This window comes from Companilactobacillus huachuanensis (assembly GCF_005404815.1).
Classification (GTDB): domain Bacteria; phylum Bacillota; class Bacilli; order Lactobacillales; family Lactobacillaceae; genus Companilactobacillus; species Companilactobacillus huachuanensis.
The window spans coordinates 14,974-33,810 of record NZ_BJDF01000016.1; the positions used below are offsets into that span (position 1 = coordinate 14,974).

General features: G+C 36.4%; 19 protein-coding genes. 5 read left to right on the plus strand and 14 right to left on the minus strand.

Annotation, left to right across the window (positions count from 1 at the left end; genetic code table 11):
- Window positions 1-118 precede the first annotated feature (118 nt).
- The 6 genes from recO to rpsU form a co-directional block, all read right to left on the minus strand.
- Window positions 119-877, minus strand: coding sequence for a DNA repair protein RecO (gene recO, locus FFM71_RS09545; RefSeq protein WP_137611945.1), 759 nt, complete (start codon window positions 875-877; stop codon window positions 119-121).
- The gene (gene era / locus FFM71_RS09550; protein WP_137611946.1) at window positions 877-1,791 is read right to left on the minus strand and encodes a GTPase Era; all 915 of its coding nucleotides are present in this window, start codon (window positions 1,789-1,791) and stop codon (window positions 877-879) included. Before era ends, recO begins: the two co-directional genes overlap by 1 nt.
- Before the next feature lie 2 nt (window positions 1,792-1,793).
- The gene (locus FFM71_RS09555) at window positions 1,794-2,225 is read right to left on the minus strand and encodes a cytidine deaminase (RefSeq protein WP_506256163.1); all 432 of its coding nucleotides are present in this window, start codon (window positions 2,223-2,225) and stop codon (window positions 1,794-1,796) included.
- A 72-nt stretch (window positions 2,226-2,297) separates the two neighbouring features.
- Window positions 2,298-2,768: an rRNA maturation RNase YbeY gene (gene ybeY, locus FFM71_RS09560; protein WP_137611948.1), complete on the minus strand. Its 471-nt coding sequence runs from the start codon at window positions 2,766-2,768 to the stop codon at window positions 2,298-2,300.
- A 15-nt stretch (window positions 2,769-2,783) separates the two neighbouring features.
- Window positions 2,784-3,761 carry a PhoH family protein gene (locus FFM71_RS09565; RefSeq protein ID WP_137611949.1) on the minus strand — a complete coding sequence of 326 codons (978 nt, stop codon included), beginning with the start codon at window positions 3,759-3,761 and terminating at the stop codon, window positions 2,784-2,786.
- A 213-nt stretch (window positions 3,762-3,974) separates the two neighbouring features.
- Window positions 3,975-4,157: a 30S ribosomal protein S21 gene (gene rpsU / locus FFM71_RS09570; RefSeq protein WP_057879777.1), complete on the minus strand. Its 183-nt coding sequence runs from the start codon at window positions 4,155-4,157 to the stop codon at window positions 3,975-3,977.
- A 123-nt stretch (window positions 4,158-4,280) separates the two neighbouring features.
- Between rpsU and FFM71_RS09575 the strand changes: the two genes are divergently transcribed.
- On the plus strand, window positions 4,281-5,102 hold the full coding sequence (locus FFM71_RS09575) for a pyruvate, water dikinase regulatory protein (RefSeq protein WP_137611950.1): 822 nt from the start codon (window positions 4,281-4,283) through the stop codon (window positions 5,100-5,102).
- A gap of 519 nt (window positions 5,103-5,621) precedes the next feature.
- On the opposite strand, the gene FFM71_RS09580 is transcribed toward FFM71_RS09575, so the two are convergent.
- The 6 genes from FFM71_RS09580 to hisS form a co-directional block, all read right to left on the minus strand.
- Window positions 5,622-6,521: a deoxyribonuclease IV gene (locus FFM71_RS09580; protein WP_137611951.1), complete on the minus strand. Its 900-nt coding sequence runs from the start codon at window positions 6,519-6,521 to the stop codon at window positions 5,622-5,624.
- Between the two features lie 175 nt (window positions 6,522-6,696).
- Window positions 6,697-7,575, minus strand: a complete 879-nt coding sequence (locus FFM71_RS09585) for a YitT family protein (protein ID WP_137611952.1) — start codon at window positions 7,573-7,575, stop codon at window positions 6,697-6,699.
- Between the two features lie 67 nt (window positions 7,576-7,642).
- Window positions 7,643-8,161: a peptide-methionine (S)-S-oxide reductase MsrA gene (gene msrA, locus FFM71_RS09590; protein ID WP_137611953.1), complete on the minus strand. Its 519-nt coding sequence runs from the start codon at window positions 8,159-8,161 to the stop codon at window positions 7,643-7,645.
- Window positions 8,162-8,605: a peptide-methionine (R)-S-oxide reductase MsrB gene (msrB, locus tag FFM71_RS09595; protein ID WP_137611954.1), complete on the minus strand. Its 444-nt coding sequence runs from the start codon at window positions 8,603-8,605 to the stop codon at window positions 8,162-8,164.
- Between the two features lie 818 nt (window positions 8,606-9,423).
- Window positions 9,424-11,193, minus strand: coding sequence for an aspartate--tRNA ligase (aspS, locus tag FFM71_RS09600; protein ID WP_137611955.1), 1,770 nt, complete (start codon window positions 11,191-11,193; stop codon window positions 9,424-9,426).
- A 2-nt stretch (window positions 11,194-11,195) separates the two neighbouring features.
- Window positions 11,196-12,467, minus strand: a complete 1,272-nt coding sequence (gene hisS / locus FFM71_RS09605) for a histidine--tRNA ligase (RefSeq protein ID WP_137611956.1) — start codon at window positions 12,465-12,467, stop codon at window positions 11,196-11,198.
- 533 nt (window positions 12,468-13,000) lie between these two features.
- On the opposite strand from hisS, the gene FFM71_RS09610 reads away from it, so the two are divergent.
- The 3 genes from FFM71_RS09610 to FFM71_RS09620 all read left to right on the plus strand — a co-directional run bounded on the left by FFM71_RS09610 (window position 13,001) and on the right by FFM71_RS09620 (window position 15,721).
- A complete protein-coding gene (locus FFM71_RS09610) occupies window positions 13,001-14,302 on the plus strand; it encodes an N-acetylmuramoyl-L-alanine amidase family protein (RefSeq protein ID WP_137611957.1) in 1,302 nt (433 codons plus the stop codon).
- A 516-nt stretch (window positions 14,303-14,818) separates the two neighbouring features.
- Window positions 14,819-15,346 (plus strand): histidine phosphatase family protein, encoded by a 528-nt coding sequence (locus FFM71_RS09615; RefSeq protein WP_137611958.1) that lies wholly within the window; start codon window positions 14,819-14,821, stop codon window positions 15,344-15,346.
- 15 nt (window positions 15,347-15,361) lie between these two features.
- Window positions 15,362-15,721 (plus strand): hypothetical protein, encoded by a 360-nt coding sequence (locus FFM71_RS09620; protein ID WP_137611959.1) that lies wholly within the window; start codon window positions 15,362-15,364, stop codon window positions 15,719-15,721.
- Between the two features lie 563 nt (window positions 15,722-16,284).
- Here FFM71_RS09620 and FFM71_RS09625 read toward each other — a convergent pair.
- Window positions 16,285-16,998 carry a GntR family transcriptional regulator gene (locus FFM71_RS09625; RefSeq protein WP_137611960.1) on the minus strand — a complete coding sequence of 238 codons (714 nt, stop codon included), beginning with the start codon at window positions 16,996-16,998 and terminating at the stop codon, window positions 16,285-16,287.
- 137 nt (window positions 16,999-17,135) lie between these two features.
- Between FFM71_RS09625 and FFM71_RS09630 the strand changes: the two genes are divergently transcribed.
- Entirely contained in the window at window positions 17,136-17,855 is a 720-nt protein-coding gene (locus tag FFM71_RS09630) for an SIS domain-containing protein (RefSeq protein WP_137611961.1), read from the plus strand.
- A 577-nt stretch (window positions 17,856-18,432) separates the two neighbouring features.
- Here the strand turns inward: FFM71_RS09630 and FFM71_RS09635 are convergent.
- Complete coding sequence (locus tag FFM71_RS09635) at window positions 18,433-18,828, minus strand: hypothetical protein (RefSeq protein WP_137611962.1); 396 nt, start codon at window positions 18,826-18,828, stop codon at window positions 18,433-18,435.
- Window positions 18,829-18,837: the final 9 nt, after the last annotated feature.

An 18,837-nucleotide genomic window follows, 5' to 3' on the forward strand; every position in this document is an offset into this window, starting at 1 on the left:
AGCCATTGTTGTTACAAGTCTAAAGCTAATTTATTTAAATAAGCAGAAGTGTTTATTTTACCGTTCCGCGCAGCAATTGAATACTCTCAGTTCTGGAGACGGCATACTTGAATCGAATCTAAATATGCCATCTTTTCATTTTATCGATAAATGTCTTACTCTTTGGATAATATCCCACTGTTCCAAGATAGATGGAATCAATTGCATGTTGAATCAAATCTTTATTATTCTCTTTGATTTCAATTTTACCCACTTGATCTAAGCCGATTTTACTGAACAGTCTAAGAAAATACACGATGCGTTTGGGAATGTGTAATCGATGAATGTCGCTATCAAAATGTTTTGAACACAATAGGCCACCTAGAAGAACTGAAAAATCAAAGTTTCCCTCGGTTTCTCCTCCAACGACACAAGAATCCATATTTGGTGATACTCCAAAGGCATCCAGTAACTTCATCTGCATAATATTAACGATAATCTGGGCATCATAGCCATTTTCAATGTATAACAAGGCCTTAAATAACTGACGATACCAAACATCGGGTACGGGGTCATCAATAAATGCTTCGTGATATAAATCAAATAAAAATGTTGCATAGGCGTTTAATTCAATATCTTGCATAATTTCATCAAACTGCTTGATATCACTAGCAGAATTTAAGAATGATAATCCATTATCCTTGATTACTCCTGAGTATTCGCCATATGAAAATGTTATCACCGAACCTGATATTTTCGACTTAGCATTCTGTGTTCCTCGTACAAAAAAGGTTTTAAAACCATATTCTTTGGTTAAAATTGTGACTAATGCATCCCGTTCTTTGTAACGTTGGCGCCGAACTACAATACCAAAAAAATTAGTAGGCGTGTTGGCCATTAATCTTTCAAGTCCTTCATTGAATATCCAGCACTAGCCAAAAATGCCTTATCATCACGCCAGTTCTTCTTCACACGAACCCAAAGTTTTAAATTGATCTTTTCGCCAAGCAAATGTTCAATTTTAATACGCGAACCGATACCGATATGTTTCAACATGGCACCGCCACGACCGATAACGATTGGTTTTTGACTATCACGCTCAACGTAAATGTTTGCTTCTACTTGAAGCTTTCCGGCTTCACTACGTTGATTCATTGATTCTACAACAACGGCAATTGAGTGAGGAATTTCGTCACGCGTATCTTCCAAAATCTTTTCACGAATCAATTCTCCGACGATGAAATATTCAGGGTGATCAGTAATTTGGTCATCGGCGTAATATTGTGGTCCAACAGGTAAATGTTGTGTCAAAGTATCGATTAAATCGTCAATATTATTACCATTAGTAGCTGAAATAGGAATAATTTCGGCAAAATCCATCAAATCTTTGTATTCATCAATTTGAGGAGCCATATCATCAGGATTGATCAAATCAATCTTATTAAGTACTAAAAAGACTGGTGCCTTAACCTTCTTCAATTCTTCAATAATAAATTTATCACCAGGGCCTGATTTTTCACCAGCTTCAGTCATGAATAAGACAGCGTCGACTTCTTTTAATGCTGAAATAGCGGCCTTATCCATATATTGATCCAAGTCATTATGTGGCTTGTGGATACCAGGTGTATCCAAGAAGATAATTTGGCGTTCGTCGTCTGTATAAATTCCTTGGATCTTGTTTCTGGTTGTTTGGGCCTTTGGCGAAGTGATGGCAATTTGTTCCTTAATAATGCGGTTCATAAAGGTTGATTTACCAACATTGGGGCGTCCAATAATGGCAACGAAACCTGATTTGTAATTTTTATTATCCATAGTTAATCCATGTCCTTATCACTGAATGCTAGTGGCAAAATTTCTTTAAAGGTATATTCTTTAAAATCATTGGTGTTATTTGCTAAAAATACGGTATCCTCAGATCCCATAAACTCGCTCATAACTTGACGACATGCGCCACAGGGTTTAGATAATTCTTCGGTCCCATTGATGATAACAATTTTAGAAATGTGCTTAGCACCTTCAGAAATAGCCTTGAAGATGGCTGTTCTTTCAGCACAATTTGTTAAACCATATGAGGCATTTTCAACATTAACACCAGAATAGATTTTCCCATCGTCACACAGAATGGCAGCGCCAACCGTGTAATGCGAATAAGGAGCATAGGCATTAGTCATAGCCTTATTTGCTACATCAAATAATTGCTTCTCATTAATTTCCACTAGTTCAGTCTCCTTTTTTGTATATCTCAGTTAATAATTATAATACAGATGATCGGTCAAAAAAAAGAATATCGGGCTTATCGTCCAATATTCTTTTTTAATTTATTTCTCTAAACCATATGCACTCAAAATTTTCTCTTGTAAACCGATCATAACCTTCTCTTCTTCAGGTTTGATATGGTCGTAACCATTTAAGTGCAAGATACCGTGAACAATCGTATAACCCAATTCGCGGTCAAATGAATGTTCATAATCTTGGGCATGTTCATCAACAATTTCGACACTGATGAATAAATCGCCTAAATCAACTGGCAAATCAGGAATTTGTGCTTCTAAGTAATCTAACGAGTCCTCACCATCATTGATAGCGAAACTGATTACATCTGTTGCTCGGTCAGTATCTCGGTATTCTTTGTTAATTTCATGAATCTTATCTTTAGTGACAAAATGGATCGACAACTGCGTGTTGTCCTTTAGTTCCAATTTGTTAAAAGTAAATTGGACAATATCTTTCACCCAATCTTCACGTGCTTGATCAATTAAATTATCATCATTATAAATTTCTAAGTCCATAATAATCCCCAGTAATTATTTTTCGATTTTATCTGATTCATCGTAAGCATCAATAATTTCAGCAACAACCGGATGTCTAACAACATCAGCTGAACTGAAATTAACGAATTCAACATGTGGTAAATTTTTCAAAATTGATTGTGCCTGAACTAATCCACTGCGAGTGTGTCCGGGTAAATCAATTTGAGAAATATCACCGTTGACGATCATCTTTGAACCAAAGCCTAAACGAGTTAAGAACATTTTCATCTGTTCACGAGTCGTATTCTGAGCTTCATCCAAGATAACAAATGCTTCATCCAAAGTCCGACCTCTCATATATGCCAAAGGAGCTACTTCGATAACACCACGCTCAAGTAAACGGCTAGTATGATCTGAGCCCATAATGGCATATAAGGCATCATAGATTGGTCGCATGTATGGATCAACCTTTTCCTTCAAATCACCTGGTAGAAAGCCTAAGCTCTCTCCAGCTTCAACTGCAGGACGAGTTAGTACGATTCTTTGAACTGAACCTTGTTTCAATGCGGCTACAGCCATAACTACGGCCAAATAAGTTTTACCCGTACCAGCTGGTCCAATTCCAAAAGTAATGTCATTATGTTCAATGGCATTAACATATTGTCTTTGACCAAAGTTACGTACTCGCACAGGTTTGCCACTAAAATCTTTGATCAACTCGTCTTTATAGAGATCACCGAAGTAATCCAAAGTTCCTCGTTCAAGCATCTTAAGACCACTGACAACATCAGCAGAACCTAGACTAATTCCAGATTGAGTTAGTTCCATCAATTTTTTCAACAACGCCATTGCATTGGTAACATCACTTTCAACACCAGTTACGTCTAAACGGTCACCGAATGCATGAATCGCAACATTGAGACCCTCTTCAATCAAATGCAAATTACTGTCATTAACGCCAAAAAGGTTAACTGCATTTTGAGGATTTTTGATCTGAATGCTTTTTTTAATTTGTTCAACGTTTTCTGTCAATAAATTTCGACCCTCCCGTGTATCACCTGATATAACAGTACATCAGGTAACACAATTCACTTTTACGGTGCATATCTTGGCACTTATTATTTTACCACTAACATAACACTTGTTCGACTCTGGACTGCCGTTTCCGAATTATATAATTAAGAGCAAAAAAAGGCCTGACAGGCATAATTGCCAATCAGGACCTATTTTCTTAGAAACTATCGATTAACGACGTTTCTTATTGCGCTTACGGGCAGCCTCAGACTTTAACTTCTTCTTGACACTTGGCTTTTCGTAAAACTCGCGTTTTCTATATTCTTGAAGAGTACCACTCTTTGAAACTGAACGTTTGAATCGACGAAGAGCATCATCAAGCGACTCGTTTTCACGAACGACGGTTTTTGCCATATGATAATCCCTCCTTCCGATTTAAAACGTAACTGTACTATTGCTCTAGCAGTTCATATGTTATTATAACAAAAAGAAGCTAATGTTCAAATATTTTTTTACATTTTTTTGGAGGAATTTATTATGAATCAAAAATTAGACGTTTTTGTTCTGTCCGATGGTGTCGGAGAAACTGCTCTGAGAGTTGCTAGAGCAGCATTTATACAATTTCCAGAGATGGATAGCACTTTTACAAAATATCCATTTATAAAAAAAGATGATCAGTTAAAAAACATCTTAAACATGGCAAAAGAGAAAAAAGCTGTGGTTTTACACACAATTGTCTCAAAAGAGATCTGTGAAATCATCAACGAATTTTGCCAGAACAACGGGATCGTTTATTACGATATTTTGAATCCAATCATCGGAACTTTCTCACAAATGACTCACCAAACGCCTTTACGAAAAAAAGGTTTGCTCCATGAACTTGATAAAAATTACTTCGATATGATTTCGGCTATGGAATTTACCATCACAAATGACGATGGTCAAAATCCTAAAGGACTTCTAGAAGCCGATTTAGTTCTACTGGGAATTTCTAGAACCTCGAAAACACCATTATCACTCTATCTAGCCAATAAAAACATCAAGGTTGCTAATCTACCATTGGGACCAACAACTAACCTACCAGAGCAATTATGGGACGTTGACAAGAAAAAAATCATTGGCTTGACTAATGATATGAATGTTTTGCTTAAAATTCGTCGTCAGAGAATGATCGCCTACGGATTAAATCCCGATACAACTTACTCTGATAGCGATGAAATTAAGAAGGAACTTGATTATTCAAATCAAATTTACAAAGAACTTGGTTGTCCAGTAATCAATGTTGCCGACCGTTCAATTGAAGAAACAGCTGCAATTATTATGGAAAAGCTTAATTTTAACGGTTATCAGAACAGCTAAAACTATTTTTTAACAAATACCAAACGAGAGTTGAACAAAATAGGGGCAATTTTCGAATATTAAGACAAATAGGCATCATAATCCGATTTTGAATTATGATGTCTTTTTTAATCCGTTAAATACATCCATCTTAGTCTGTTAGCTTTTGATTATCAAAGCTTAAAACATTTTTAATATAATCTAAAGGTATTCCTGCCATTGACTCCATGGAAAAAAATCCAGCTAAAGGTTGAAAGGTGAAAAACTAATATAACCACTGTTGTTACAGGCATAAAAAAATAAACTAGTTGGAAGAGCTGAGAGTATTCATTTGCAGCGAAAGTGGCGTTATTGCTTCAGCAATTACACCACCGGGCGTGTTGAAGACTCGCGGGTTTTGCGAGGCTTCAACCGAGGTTCGAGACCGCTTCACAGGCTCGGGCCGTTCCGCGCAGCAATTGAATACTCTCAACTCTGAAAACGACATACTTTCAACCTTTAGAAATCCAGCTTAAACCACACTTAAAGCCTTTTGAATATCTATTCTCCAGCAATCAATTTATTCTTCATTTCTGGATCAAAGACATTATTCCGTAACATTTCAATTTCAAGCTTATATGGGGCAACGCCCTTCTTATCGTTTTCATCCTTCTTAACGTAAGGAGTTTCCATAATCTTAGGTACATTTTCCAACTGTGGATGACGCGCAACATAGCTCAATGCATCGAACCCAATAGTACCAAAGCCAATATCATCATGACGATCCTTATGTGAACCCATTTCATTTTTCGAATCATTCAAATGAATCACTGATAATTTATCTAAGCCAATAATATGGTCAAATTCATTCAACACGCCATCAAAATCATTTTTAACATCGTAGCCAGCATCGCTCATGTGACATGTATCCATCGTTACTGATAATTTATCATTTTGTTGGCAGTTTTCGAAGATCTCGGCAATCTGTTCAAAAGTAATTCCAACTTCAGTTCCTTTGCCAGCCATAGTTTCAATTGCCACACTGACCTTTTGGTCCGGCATGATAGCTTCATTCAGTGCTTGACCAATTTGTTTTAATGCCACTTCAGGTTCGGCTGTCAGATGTGCTCCTGGGTGAAAACTGATAGCTTCAATGCCTAATGCATCAGCACGTAAAAATTCATCATGCATAAAAGAAATCCCAAATGGTAGTTTATCTGGTTTAACGGTATTTCCAAGATTAACGATGTATGGTGCATGACCGATAATGTGCTCAATACCATATTCTTTTAAAAGCGCCTGCCCTTCAGGAATTCTCATTTCTGAAACGTCTTTGCGTCGCGTATTTTGTGGAGCACCTGTAAAAATCATCATCGCGTTAGCACCATAACTGTGTGCTTCTTCGGCTGAACCAACAAGCATCTTAGGTGCCTTCATTGCAACATGTGAACCAATTATCATCAAAAAACCTCCCTGACTTAACTACCCGAATTATATCATACGGGATAAGTCCCCAATAATAGTAAGACTAAACTATTTCCATTAAAATTAAAGAGACACCGTAAGCCAAAATAGGATTACGGTGTCTCTTTAATTTTATACTCGAAAGCTGACAATTTTTGTCCCACTCTCGTAATTAATATATATGAGCCTGATAGAACCGGCCCATGACTGTGACCGTATCGGTAACACTCACAAACGCATGTTGATCAGAGAGAGCCATCGCATTTTCCAAATCGTGTAATTCAGAACGTGAGATAACTGTGAAAAGAATCGTCTTTTCTTCGTGCTTATAAGCACCTTCAGCATCATGCACAATTGTTATACCACGGCGCATTTCATTTTGAATTTGTGTAATGACGTTTTTAGGCTTAGAGGTAACTATCATAACTTGAAGTTTTTGATCCTTGTTGTAGATCATATCAATAACTTGACCATTGATGAAAATACTAACTGCACTGTAAAGCGCATGCACCCAACCGAACAAGAATCCAGCACAGACAACAATGAAAACATTGAACATAATATTAATCGTTCCGACACTCTTACCTGTTTTCTTACGCAAAATAATTCCTAAAATATCGATACCACCAGTTGAAATACCATTTCTCAAGGCCATACCCGTACCAAAACCATTCGCAGCAGCACCAAAAATGGCACAGACTAGTGGATCAGCCGTAATTTTTACTGGCGGTAATAAATGCATCATCAAACTGGCTAAGGCTACCGCAATTACCGTGAAAACAGTAAATTTGTGGTCGATTTTACGCCAAGAAAGTACAAATAACGGTGCATTTAATCCGAAGTACATTACCGCAGTTGAAAGATTAAATGGTAACCACCGATGTGAAATTGTCGAGATCAACTGGGCAGCACCGGTAACACCAGAACCATAAATTCCACCTGGTGTCCAGAACATGTTAACCGCAATTGAAACAGCAATTGAATATAAAAATGCTATTGAAATTTTGGATAAGTTCTGATGTCTTTCAATCAGCTTATCTAATTCACCCATTCTAAAAGTCTCTCCTAGTCGTCATAAGTTACCTAAACATATTAGCACAAATAGCAAAGTTTTCAGCTTATTTTTGATGTTTTTTCATAAAACTAGCGCGGCCACCACTCTCTTCAAGTTCAAAACGTTCGGGATTCTTTTTATAAAAGTCTTGGTGGTAATCCTCGGCAGGATAGAAAGTTGTTGCTGCTTGAATTTTCGTCACAATTGGATCTGAAAATTCACCTGAATCGGCCAAAGACTTTTTTGATGCTTCAGCAATTTCTTTTTGAGTTTCATTTTGATAGAAAATAATCGGGCGATAGCTGTCACCGCGGTCTTGAAACTGTCCCATAGCATCTGTTGGATCAGCGATTTGCCAATATAATTCAACTAAATCTTTATAAGTAACAATTTCACTATCAAAAGTTATTTCAACTGATTCCGCATGCCCTGTGGTTTCAGTACAAACTTGTTCGTAAGTTGGATTAGCAACGTGACCGCCACAGTATCCGGATACGACCGAAATAATACCTGGTTGTTCATCAAATGGCTTGACCATACACCAGAAACAACCCCCGGCAAAAATTGCAGTTTCTTTTTTCATCTATTCTGCATCCCCATTTTCAACGTATTCTTTATAATCAGTATATCCCTGTTCATCCATATCTTCATAAGGAATGAATTTTAATGACGCTGAATTAATACAATAACGTAATCCACCACGATCCTGTGGCCCATCAGTAAAGACATGGCCCAAATGAGAGCCAGCTGATTTACTTGTAACCTCAGTCCGCTCCATTCCAAATGATTGATCACGATGTTCTCTTAGCTTAGAAATTGGTTCGGTGAAAGATGGCCAGCCACAACCTGCATCGTACTTTTTAGCAGATGAAAACAAGGGCTCTCCGCTAGTTATATCAACGTAAATCCCCTTTTTATAAAAATCATCATACTTACCAGTAAAAGCACGTTCAGTAGCCGCATTTTGAGTCACTTGGTATTCTTCGTCAGTTAGATTGGTTAGATCTTTCTTATATTCTTCAGACATCAAATCACTCCTTCGCTTATATACAATTTAGTATATGCTTTCACTAAATTATTTCTAGATATTTGCTTATTATTGGTTGTTAAAATTTGCCGTCTCCAGAGCTGAGAGTATTAACCTGCTATGCGGACTGGTCCGAGCCTGAGGAACGGTCTCGTACCTCGGTTTGAAGCCTTACCAAAGATCGGTAAGTCTCCAAACTCGCCCGGTGGTGTAACGGCTGAAGCCGTAACGCCACAACCACAGCCGGTTAATGCTCTCAGTTCTTCCGACTAACTTATTCTTTGATAATAGTAAACTGATTCAATTTATTTTTAAAATTTTGTATCAATCAACAAAAATAGATTGTATCGCACCTGAAATTACCAAGCATAATACAATCCATTTTCATGTGATTAAAAATATAAACTCATAAGAAATCATTCTATTTAATAAAATCAAACTAGTCATACGAACTTATAATATTTACCTGCCTAAGGTTGAATGGTGAAAAACTAATATAAACATTATTGTTACAGGCATAGAACAAGTTTATTTAAATAAGCAGAAGTTTTCATTTTATTTGTTACTGCCATGAAAATATAAAATAGTTGGAAGAGCTGAGAGTATTCATTTGCAGCGAAAGTGGCGTTATTGCTTCAGCAATTACACCACCGGGCGCGTTGAAGACTCGCGGTTTTTGCGAGGCTTCAACCGAGATTCGATACCGCTTTTTGGCTCGGATCGTTCCGCGCAGCATATGAATACTTTCAGCTCTGGAAACGGCATACTTAATTAAACTTTCAACCTTTAGTTACCCGCATGATAGTAAATTGAGTTAACTAGTCTTTCTTACTAACTTCAATTCCAAGATCGTCCAATTGTAGTTTTGCAACTTCAAGTGGAGCATGTGTCATTGGTTCAGTAGCATTTGAATTCTTAGGGAATGCAATCACGTCACGGATATTGTCTTTACCTGAAAGCAACATGGCAAATCTATCCAAACCGATAGCCAAACCACCATGTGGAGGACAACCGTATTGCAAAGCATCCAATAGGAATCCAAATTGTTCATAAGCTTTTTCTTTAGTAAAGTCCAAAGCCTTCAACATTTTTTCTTGAATCTTGTAATCGTGGATACGAATTGATCCACCACCAAGTTCATAACCATTCAAGACGATATCATAACTTTGAGCATATGCTTTATGAGGATCTTCGCCATCATTTAGATAATGAACATCTTCTTCATTTGGCATTGTGAATGGATGGTGAGCAGCAGTCCAACGTTGAATTCCTTCATCGTATTCAAACAATGGCCAATTTACAACCCAGATGAATGCAAATTCATTAGGATCGTACAAGTTTTGTTCCTTAGCAATAGCTTTTCTCAAGTAACCTAAGGCGTCAGCAACAACCTTTTTCTTGTCGGCGACGAATAGCAATAAGTCATCGTTTTCAAGGCCAAGACGTTCAACTAAAGCTGCTTCTTGAGGCTTAACGAATTTAGCAACGCCACCAGCTAATTCGTTGTCATTATACTTAGTCCATGCCAAACCTTTGGCCCCGAAACGTTTGATATATTCTTGATATGCTTCAATATTCTTTCTTGAATACTTGTCAGCTCCACCTTTAACAACAATGGCCTTAACTTGACCACCATTGTCAATGGTACCCTTGAAGACCTTGAATTCAGAATCTTGGAAAACATCATTCAAGTTTTGCAATTCCATACCAAAACGAACATCCGGCTTATCTGAACCATAACGATCCATCGCATCGTCCCAGTCGATTCTTGGGAATGGTGTCTTAACTTCGATACCTTTTTCATCCTTCATAACACGAGCAATAAGTCCTTCAGTAACAGTTTGAATTTCCTTCTTGTTCATGAAACTTGTTTCAATATCGATTTGTGTAAATTCAGGTTGACGATCACCACGAAGATCTTCATCACGGAAACAGTGTGCTAGTTGGAAGTAACGGTCAAATCCACCAACCATCAACAATTGTTTGAACAATTGTGGTGATTGTGGAAGAGCAAAGAAACGTCCTGGATAAACACGTGAAGGAACAAGATAATCACGAGCGCCTTCTGGTGTTGATGGTGTCAAATTAGGAGTTTCAATATCAATAAAACCATTGTCATAAAGATATTCATTAACAGAATGCTTGATTTGAGCACGTGTTCTGATAGCCTTTTGCATCTCAGGTCTACGTAAATCAAGGTAACGATACTTTAATTTAGTTTCTTCAGATGAATCGATATCATCTTTAATTTCAAATGGTGGTGTCAAAGATTTGTTGAGAATTTCAACCTTTTCAACAACAACTTCAACTTTACCAGTCTTCATATCATCATTAGTAGCACCTTCACCACGAAGTCTAACGGTACCCAAAATATTAACAACATATTCTGATCTAAGGTTTTCAGCTACATCAAGGGCCTCTTGATTATCAGTATTAAAAACTAATTGTACAATTCCCTTATAATCTCTAAGATCAACGAAAATCAAGCCACCCAAATCACGGCGTCGTTGAACCCAACCATCTAAAGAAACTTTTTTGCCAACAAACTCTTCTGTAATGTTGCCACAATATTCTGTTCTTTCTTCCATGTTTATCCCTCGATTTTTTTCAATTCTTCGGCCAAATTTTCCAACGATACACTGACTTGTTCGCCAGTTGCCATGTTTTTAACACTAGCTGTATCATTTTCCAACTCTGAATCACCAATCGTCACCGTATATTTAGCATTTAGATTGTTGGCGGTCTTAAATTGAGCTTTGATTTTTCTTTGTAGATAATCTTTATCTGCACAGAATCCAGCTCTACGCAAGCTAGAAAGAATTTTCACTGAAGCACGTTCAGCTTTTTCTCCAATTGTTACTAAGTAAACATCTAGATTATTTGCACTTGGAAGATCTTCATCCTTCAACAGCAACATCAAACGCTCAACACCAAGTCCAAAACCGATACCTGGTGTTTCTGGTCCACCTAATTCTTCAACTAAGCCATTGTAACGACCACCAGCTAGGACGGTAATCTCTTTATTGTCAAAAGCAGGATCGGTTACCATGAATTCAAAAATCGTATGGTTATAGTAGTCAAGACCACGAACCATTGTTGAATCGACCTCATAGTTGATGTCTAAATCATCCAACAGATTCTTGAGATATTCAAAACGTTGTGCTGATGCATCATTCAAATAATCTAAAATTGATGGTGCATTAGCAACGATTTTCTTATCATTATTATCTTTACTATCAAGGATTCGTAGTGGATTTTTTTCCAAACGAATTTTCGAATCATCACTTAATTGGTCTTTAAATGGTGTGAAATAATCAACTAATGCCTTGTGGTAGGCTGCTCTTGACTCTGGATCGCCCAAAGTATTGATAGCAACTTTCAAATTCTTGATTCCCAAACGGTTCAAGAATTCCAAACCAACAGAAATAATTTCGGCATCTAATTCCGGAGAATCAGAACCAAAAGCTTCAACACCGATTTGGTGAAATTGACGTTGACGACCTGATTGAGGACGTTCATATCTAAACATCGGACCCTTGTACCAAACTTTGTAAGGCTTGATGTGTTCTGGTCCATAAAGTTTATTTTCAACGTAAGCTCGAACGACACCAGCTGTTCCCTCAGGTCTCAAAGCTAAACGTCTGTCACCTTTATCTTTAAAATCATACATTTCTTTTGAAACAATATCAGATGTGTCACCTGAAGATCTTTCAAAAACTTCATATGATTCGAAGATTGGCGTTCTTATTTCTGAAAAACGATATTTATTGAATGTATCTTGAGCGATCGATTCAACATATTGCCATTTTTGAGATTCTCCAGGCAAAATGTCCATCGTCCCTTTCGGTTTTTGATAACGCATATAATCCTCCTTAAATAAAAAACACCCTTGTCTAAATAAGACAAGGGTGCAGTTTGCACGGTACCACCTAGTTTTTTTGCTGCAGTTAACGCCTGCCAAACGATTAAAAGTCACACAATCAGTCGTTATCTGCTCTCAGCCACCAGATTCTCTGTAAAACGATTTACTTGATTACGAATATACTTATAAATTATCCAAAATGACTCAAATTGTCAAGTTTGTTTAGTTATGTTTGCGTTTTCAAAAATGTTAAAAGTAATAGTTTATTGAAATATGCAGTTTACAGCTCTGTAGACGGAAAGGTAAAATTGTCCAATTCTGAAGATGAGCAACCTTCAAAAAAAGTTATTTTGAGGTACTTAAAACGTGAATTTTTCAATAATTTCGACTTTTATACATAAATATACGAACAATAGTTCTAAAAAGGTAAAATTTATTACAAATTTACAAACTATTCTTTCAACTTAACGCTATATTAAGTAATATATAGGGTGTACAAACATAAGTAATTTGACAATGAAGGAATCAGTTAAATGAAAAAGACTATTAAATTTTTTATTAAAAACCGGATTCTTGTTGCCATTTTGTTATTACTCGCCCTTTCGAGTTGGTCAACAGTGGCTTTAGCTAGTGCTAATGCTGTTGTCGTTCAGTCCGACTCAGTAAATGTTCGTGTTGGTCCAGGATTAGCCTATGCTAATATGGGTCAAGTTAAAAAAGGTGACAAATTGGCCATCTTGGACGAAAAAAACAAATGGTATCAAGTCAGATTATCCGGAGACAAAATTGGCTGGGTAGCTAGCTGGTTGATCGATAACACAGATGTAAGTTCGGCAACCAATAAAGTTGGAATCGTCAAAGTCCCTAACACAACCGTCTTCAAGAATGCCGATGCCGGTAGCAATGTTTTAGGAACGATTGAACAATCACAAAAAGTTACTATTATGTATCAGGAACAAGATTGGACACAAATTTTATACAATGGTACTGCCGGTTGGGTCAAGTCGAGCTTTATCCAAGGTACTCAAGAAACATCAGGTTCGTCCAACTCTTCTACTACTTCCGACAATAACATTAAGAAAGTTACCGTCACACAACCAAATACAAAATTACGTATCGATCCAGATCAAAATGGCCGTGTCATTAAAACAGTTAAAGTCGGTAAGCAATTTGACTACTTAAGTAAAGATGGCAAGTGGTATAAAGTCCGTGATGCTGATGGATCAGTTGGTTACGTTGCCAGTTGGGTTGTAACAATCTCAGGTACCAAGAGTGCTGTGAAGTCTGCTGCGACAAATATTTCAGAAGCTACAATCGTGATTGACCCTGGGCATGGTGGCGATGATTCTGGTGCTGAGTCGAAGAAGAGTACTTATGAAAAGAACTTTACCCTCGCCTATGCTAAAGCAATTCAAAGTGACCTAGAAAAAACTGGTGCTCGAGTGGTCTTAACTCGTTCTGGAGATGACAGTAAATCATTAGGTGATCGAGCTCGTCTCTCAAGTAAGCTTCAAGCTGATGCATTTATCAGTTTGCATTTTGACTCCAGTGCCCAAGCAAATGCCGGTTCTGGTGTCACAACTTACTATTACAACAAGAGTAAAGACGGTACCCTAGCTGATGATTTAAATAATCAACTCAAAGGATTGCCAATCGGAAATCGTGGTACTGCTCAAAAGGACCTCTATGTCTTGCACTACAATAGTCAGCCATCTGTCTTGATTGAATTAGGATATATCAACTCAAAAACAGATTATAAACATATTAATTCTGCTGCTTATAAAGCATCCGTCGCTCAAGATGTAACTAATGGTCTGAAAGAATATTTTAAATAAAATTCAAAGAACTGTCATTTGTTAATTAAATGGCAGTTCTTTTTGTTATTGTCTAAAGGTTGATGTATTATGCCGTTTCCGGACCTGAAAGTATTCATATGTTGCGCGGTACAATCCGAGGCTTTCGTTTTATTTTCGTTAAATTATATTTTTGTACTCCACAGAATCATAATATTTTATTAAATTCATGAGTACATATGAATACTCAATCATTCTTAAAAAACGATGAGAATTCACTTGTATATTCAAGACAAATTTCATAAATTATAAGGATATTCATATTAAATTGCTTTAATCAATTATAAAAAGTATCATATATCCCATTCCCTTTCACAATCAACAACATACAGCTTTATCTAGTTTGATTCTTCTAATTTTTATTTCTATCTGAAAATAAAAGACCCAAGCCAGATGTGAATGTTGATATAATGGTTTTACATCGGAAAGTCCAATAATAATCTCAAGGCCGGAACGGTCAAATTTCAACACATTAAGTAATAATCGGAGGTTTTATCTATGAAAGTTTACTTAATTCGTCACTCTCAACCAGATTTTAAACAAGTAGATCAAGCTGGTTACGTTGGCTATGGGCGCGACTTAACTCGCTTGACCCCCTACGGTATTAAAGTTGCGCAGAAAACGGCTCTAAATCCTATTTTCGACCAAATGCAGTTACTCTTGATTTCTCCATACACTAGAACCATGCAAACTGCCATGGAAATTGTCAAAACTCATCCTGCCTTACCCACCCAAGTTGAACTAATGCTGCACGAATGGCGGCCTGATTTGACTGGTCGTAAATTGACTGGCTATCCTCAGGTCAAAGCAGCGTATAATGATTATTTAAACAATACTCATAATTCGGATATGGATTATGAAACTGCTGAACAGATCATATCCCGCGTTAAATCGGTTCTAGATAAATATAAAAATGATTATGACTGTATTGGCTGTGTAACACATGGACAAGTTATTAGGCGGATGAAAGGTATGGATATGCAGACGCAAATTCCATATTGTGGAATTTATCAGCTTGATTATTAATAGTTTTAACACTTTGTGCTATTTAAGTTTAGTGACTGCAAATTTATAAAACTCACTGGGGGATCAATCATCAAAAACTTTGATAAATCGCTACCTACTAAAGATAGTCGTGAACTTTACGATGAAAAACAAAAATTACCAAAACTTTTTAGAACCTACAATCGACGTCAATTCTTCGAGTTATTGATTGGCCTAGCCACCCTTGTTGTCCGTGGAATCGGAATATTGTTCCTAATTGCATCCCTAATGGATCTGTATTTCTTCTCGACAGTCTACAAAGTCAGAAATATGCACACTGGTGAAACCTTTTTGATGGAACGAAATGAATGGTCACATTATCGAAAATTGTATAAGGAACAGAACAAAAAGGCTTAGTTATAGCTAAAGTCTCTTTAAATTTGGTTAAAAGCTGGCCGTTTTATTAGACATAATAATTTCTGATGAATTCAAATTTTTAATTATAGGCAAATTACATAAAATGAGTTGTATCACACCTAATGGACCAAATAATTAGGTGTAATACAGCTCATTTTGTTAGTTTTAATATTTAATGATTGACACAAATGCTTTAAAAATAATTATTGAAATACTTCTATAACCAATTACTTATTGCTTTTAAATATACAGCATTAAATTTATTTACCAATTTAGTTAAATGGCAAGAGATTACAATTGGACATTCTTATTATTAAAAAACTAGTTGGAAGAGCTGAAAGTATTCATTTGCAGCGAAAGTGGCGTTAGAACTTTACTCTTACACCACCGGGCGTGTTGGAGACTTACCGGTTTTTGGTAAGGCTTCAACCGAGATTCGAGACCGCCTTTTGGCTCGGATCGTACCGCGCAGCATATGAATACTTTCAGCTCTGGAAACGGAATAATGCATCAAACTTTCAACCTTTAGTATGCAGAAAAAAATCATAACAAACTATATTTTTTCAACGTTTTTGAGTAATCGACACATAGGAATATCTTTCAGCATGATACCAAGATTCTGTATATTCCAATGGCTTTTGTTCAATATCGTATAGCGTATCGACAACTTTTAAGGCAACTCCACTTTTTTTACCATACAAGCTCTCAGCAATTTCATCAACAACCTTGGTCGCACTGACAACTTCCTTATCGTACGAAAATTTCTGTAGATATTCTTGTTCCAAAATTCGATAAAATGAATCATTTTCAAAATCATATTTTTCTAAATTGGGAAATAATTCAACTGGCGTATAAATAATTTCATAAGCCACCGGCTGATTATTTGCCAATCTTAACCGCTTAATACAATAGCAACGTGTTTCTTCTGGCATTCCCAACGTTAATCGCACAATTTCTGGTGGTACAACTTTCTTGAAACTCAAGACTCGGCTACTTGGTGTCAATCCTCGTTCTTTCATCAGCTCCGTAAAACTATGAATATACTGACTTTGTTGTAAGATACGCTTATTAATAAAAACACCTTTGCCCTTTTCCCGATACAGCAATCCATCTGTTACTAAAATATCGAGTACTTGGCGTGCTGTCATTCGACTGACCGAGAAGCGTTCCATTATTTCCTTTTCAGTCGCAAATTTCTTATTATCAGCGGATTTCATATGTTCAATTTCAGCATGTAGTTGTTTCGTTATTTGTTTTGTCGAAAGTTTTGTGTTCAATTTAAGTCACTTCCCAGTTTCTTGATAAAACCATTATATATTATTTCCGTATACATTATTGTATAAATTCAAAATTATAGTACAATCAATGTATAATTATTGTATATACAATATCAATTTGGAAGGAACTTTAAATTATGAATTTAATGCAGCAGTATTACCAAACTATTAATCGTGACATGAATTATGTAATTACTAACGAATCAGAATCTATCAAACAGGCATCAGATATGATTGATAGCAGTGTTAATAACGGTCATAAAGTATACTTTTTTGGCACTGGTCATTCATATATTGTCGGTCAAGAAGTCTTTGCTCGAGCTGGCGGCTATGCTGACTTCGTCCCGATTTTGGAAAATGAACTGGGAATGAATCATGCTTTTAAGAGTACTCTGATTGAACGAACTACGGCATATGCTGATGTCATAATGGGATTATATACTTTCAAAAAAGATGACGTTATCGTGATGACATCAAATTCAGGACGTAATGCTCTATTAATTGAGTTGGGATTACGTTTGAAAAAAATCGGTGTTCATATTATTGGAATCACCGCTTTAGAGGCTTCAAAAAATAGTAAGAGTAGACACACATCCGGATTGCATTTGTATGAAATTGCCGATGTTGTTTTAGACAACCGTTCTGTTTATGGAGATGCAAGTATCAATCATTCAGACGACATCAAAACCTGCCCCACTTCAACTATCATGAGCTGCTTCATTGCCCAACTCATTGTTAGCGACTTTGTTGAACGTCAAGTCCAAACTGGAAAAGATGTTCCAGTTTTCAGAAGTAGCAATATAGATGGTGGCGATGAATACAACGAAAAATTATTCGATAAATATAAACGCAGTTAAACGTTGGGATAGTCAAACAGACCGTTAGGAAACCAGAAGAAGCTAGTAATTTAAAGACTCCCCACTTTTTTTGGCATTTCTTTCTTAACTTTAGTTATAGAAGCATCTTATTAATTATTTTAAAAGTTTTTTGTGCCCATCATTAAATATTAGAATTTAAAAAAATGAGTTGTATCTCACCTAATTATTTTTTTAAGTGTGATACAACTCATTTTTTGCGCTCTTTTTTATCCAATTTACTTATAATTAAAAATTATTAAAAATCCAAATCCATCAGAAATTATTTTATCTAATAGAAAACAATTAGTCGGAAGAGCTGAGAATATTCACCAGCTGTGGGTGTGGCGTTAGGACTTTACTGTTACACCACCGGGCGAGTTTGGAGCCTTTCCGGTTTATGGAAAGGCTTCAAACCGAGGTTCGAGACCGTTTCTCAGGCTCGAACCGGTCCGCATAGCAGGTGAATATTCTCGGCCCTGGAGACGGCAAACCTTTAACCAAATTTCAGAAAATACCCTTTTTGTTAATCCTTACATTAAATGACCATATTTAAAAAAGCTAATATGTGCCGGATCACTTATTCGCTATAAGGGTGAATACAATCAGCCAAACGCGACTGAATATAATTTAGTTCTGTGCTTTTCAACTCACGACTCTCTTTAATTGTTTTAACAAGTCCTAAAATGGTTTCTTTATCCATTTCATTACTCAAATCCAAACAATATCCATTGCGACGTAAGAAAAAGTCCATTGCAGCAATCGCTGTCTGGGTATTATATTTATCAAAAATATCATCACAAATAATTGTGCAAAATAAATGTGTCAAATAAACGTTCAAATTGTCGAATTGCTTTAAAAATTCGACGTTACTTTGAAGTCGTTTCTCACTGAAGGTTATCTCTTCACTATCTTCAATGGCCAAATGAATTGCTACGATTTGGTCGTAAGTTAATTTTTCAAGTTTGTTATCCATATTTACATC

Bases quoted from the DNA above. Each gene is read 5' to 3' on its own strand.
- recO (WP_137611945.1), bottom strand. From the start codon at position 877: ATGGCCAACACGCCTACTAATTTTTTTGGTATTGTAGTTCGGCGCCAA.
- era (WP_137611946.1), bottom strand. From the start codon at position 1,791: ATGGATAATAAAAATTACAAATCAGGTTTCGTTGCCATTATTGGACGC.
- ybeY (WP_137611948.1), bottom strand. From the start codon at position 2,768: ATGGACTTAGAAATTTATAATGATGATAATTTAATTGATCAAGCACGT.
- rpsU (WP_057879777.1), bottom strand. From the start codon at position 4,157: ATGGCAAAAACCGTCGTTCGTGAAAACGAGTCGCTTGATGATGCTCTT.
- FFM71_RS09575 (WP_137611950.1), top strand. From the start codon at position 4,281: ATGAATCAAAAATTAGACGTTTTTGTTCTGTCCGATGGTGTCGGAGAA.
- FFM71_RS09580 (WP_137611951.1), bottom strand. From the start codon at position 6,521: ATGATAATTGGTTCACATGTTGCAATGAAGGCACCTAAGATGCTTGTT.
- FFM71_RS09585 (WP_137611952.1), bottom strand. From the start codon at position 7,575: ATGGGTGAATTAGATAAGCTGATTGAAAGACATCAGAACTTATCCAAA.
- msrA (WP_137611953.1), bottom strand. From the start codon at position 8,161: ATGAAAAAAGAAACTGCAATTTTTGCCGGGGGTTGTTTCTGGTGTATG.
- msrB (WP_137611954.1), bottom strand. From the start codon at position 8,605: ATGTCTGAAGAATATAAGAAAGATCTAACCAATCTAACTGACGAAGAA.
- aspS (WP_137611955.1), bottom strand. From the start codon at position 11,193: ATGGAAGAAAGAACAGAATATTGTGGCAACATTACAGAAGAGTTTGTT.
- hisS (WP_137611956.1), bottom strand. From the start codon at position 12,467: ATGCGTTATCAAAAACCGAAAGGGACGATGGACATTTTGCCTGGAGAA.
- FFM71_RS09610 (WP_137611957.1), top strand. From the start codon at position 13,001: ATGAAAAAGACTATTAAATTTTTTATTAAAAACCGGATTCTTGTTGCC.
- FFM71_RS09615 (WP_137611958.1), top strand. From the start codon at position 14,819: ATGAAAGTTTACTTAATTCGTCACTCTCAACCAGATTTTAAACAAGTA.
- FFM71_RS09630 (WP_137611961.1), top strand. From the start codon at position 17,136: ATGAATTTAATGCAGCAGTATTACCAAACTATTAATCGTGACATGAAT.
- FFM71_RS09635 (WP_137611962.1), bottom strand. From the start codon at position 18,828: ATGGATAACAAACTTGAAAAATTAACTTACGACCAAATCGTAGCAATT.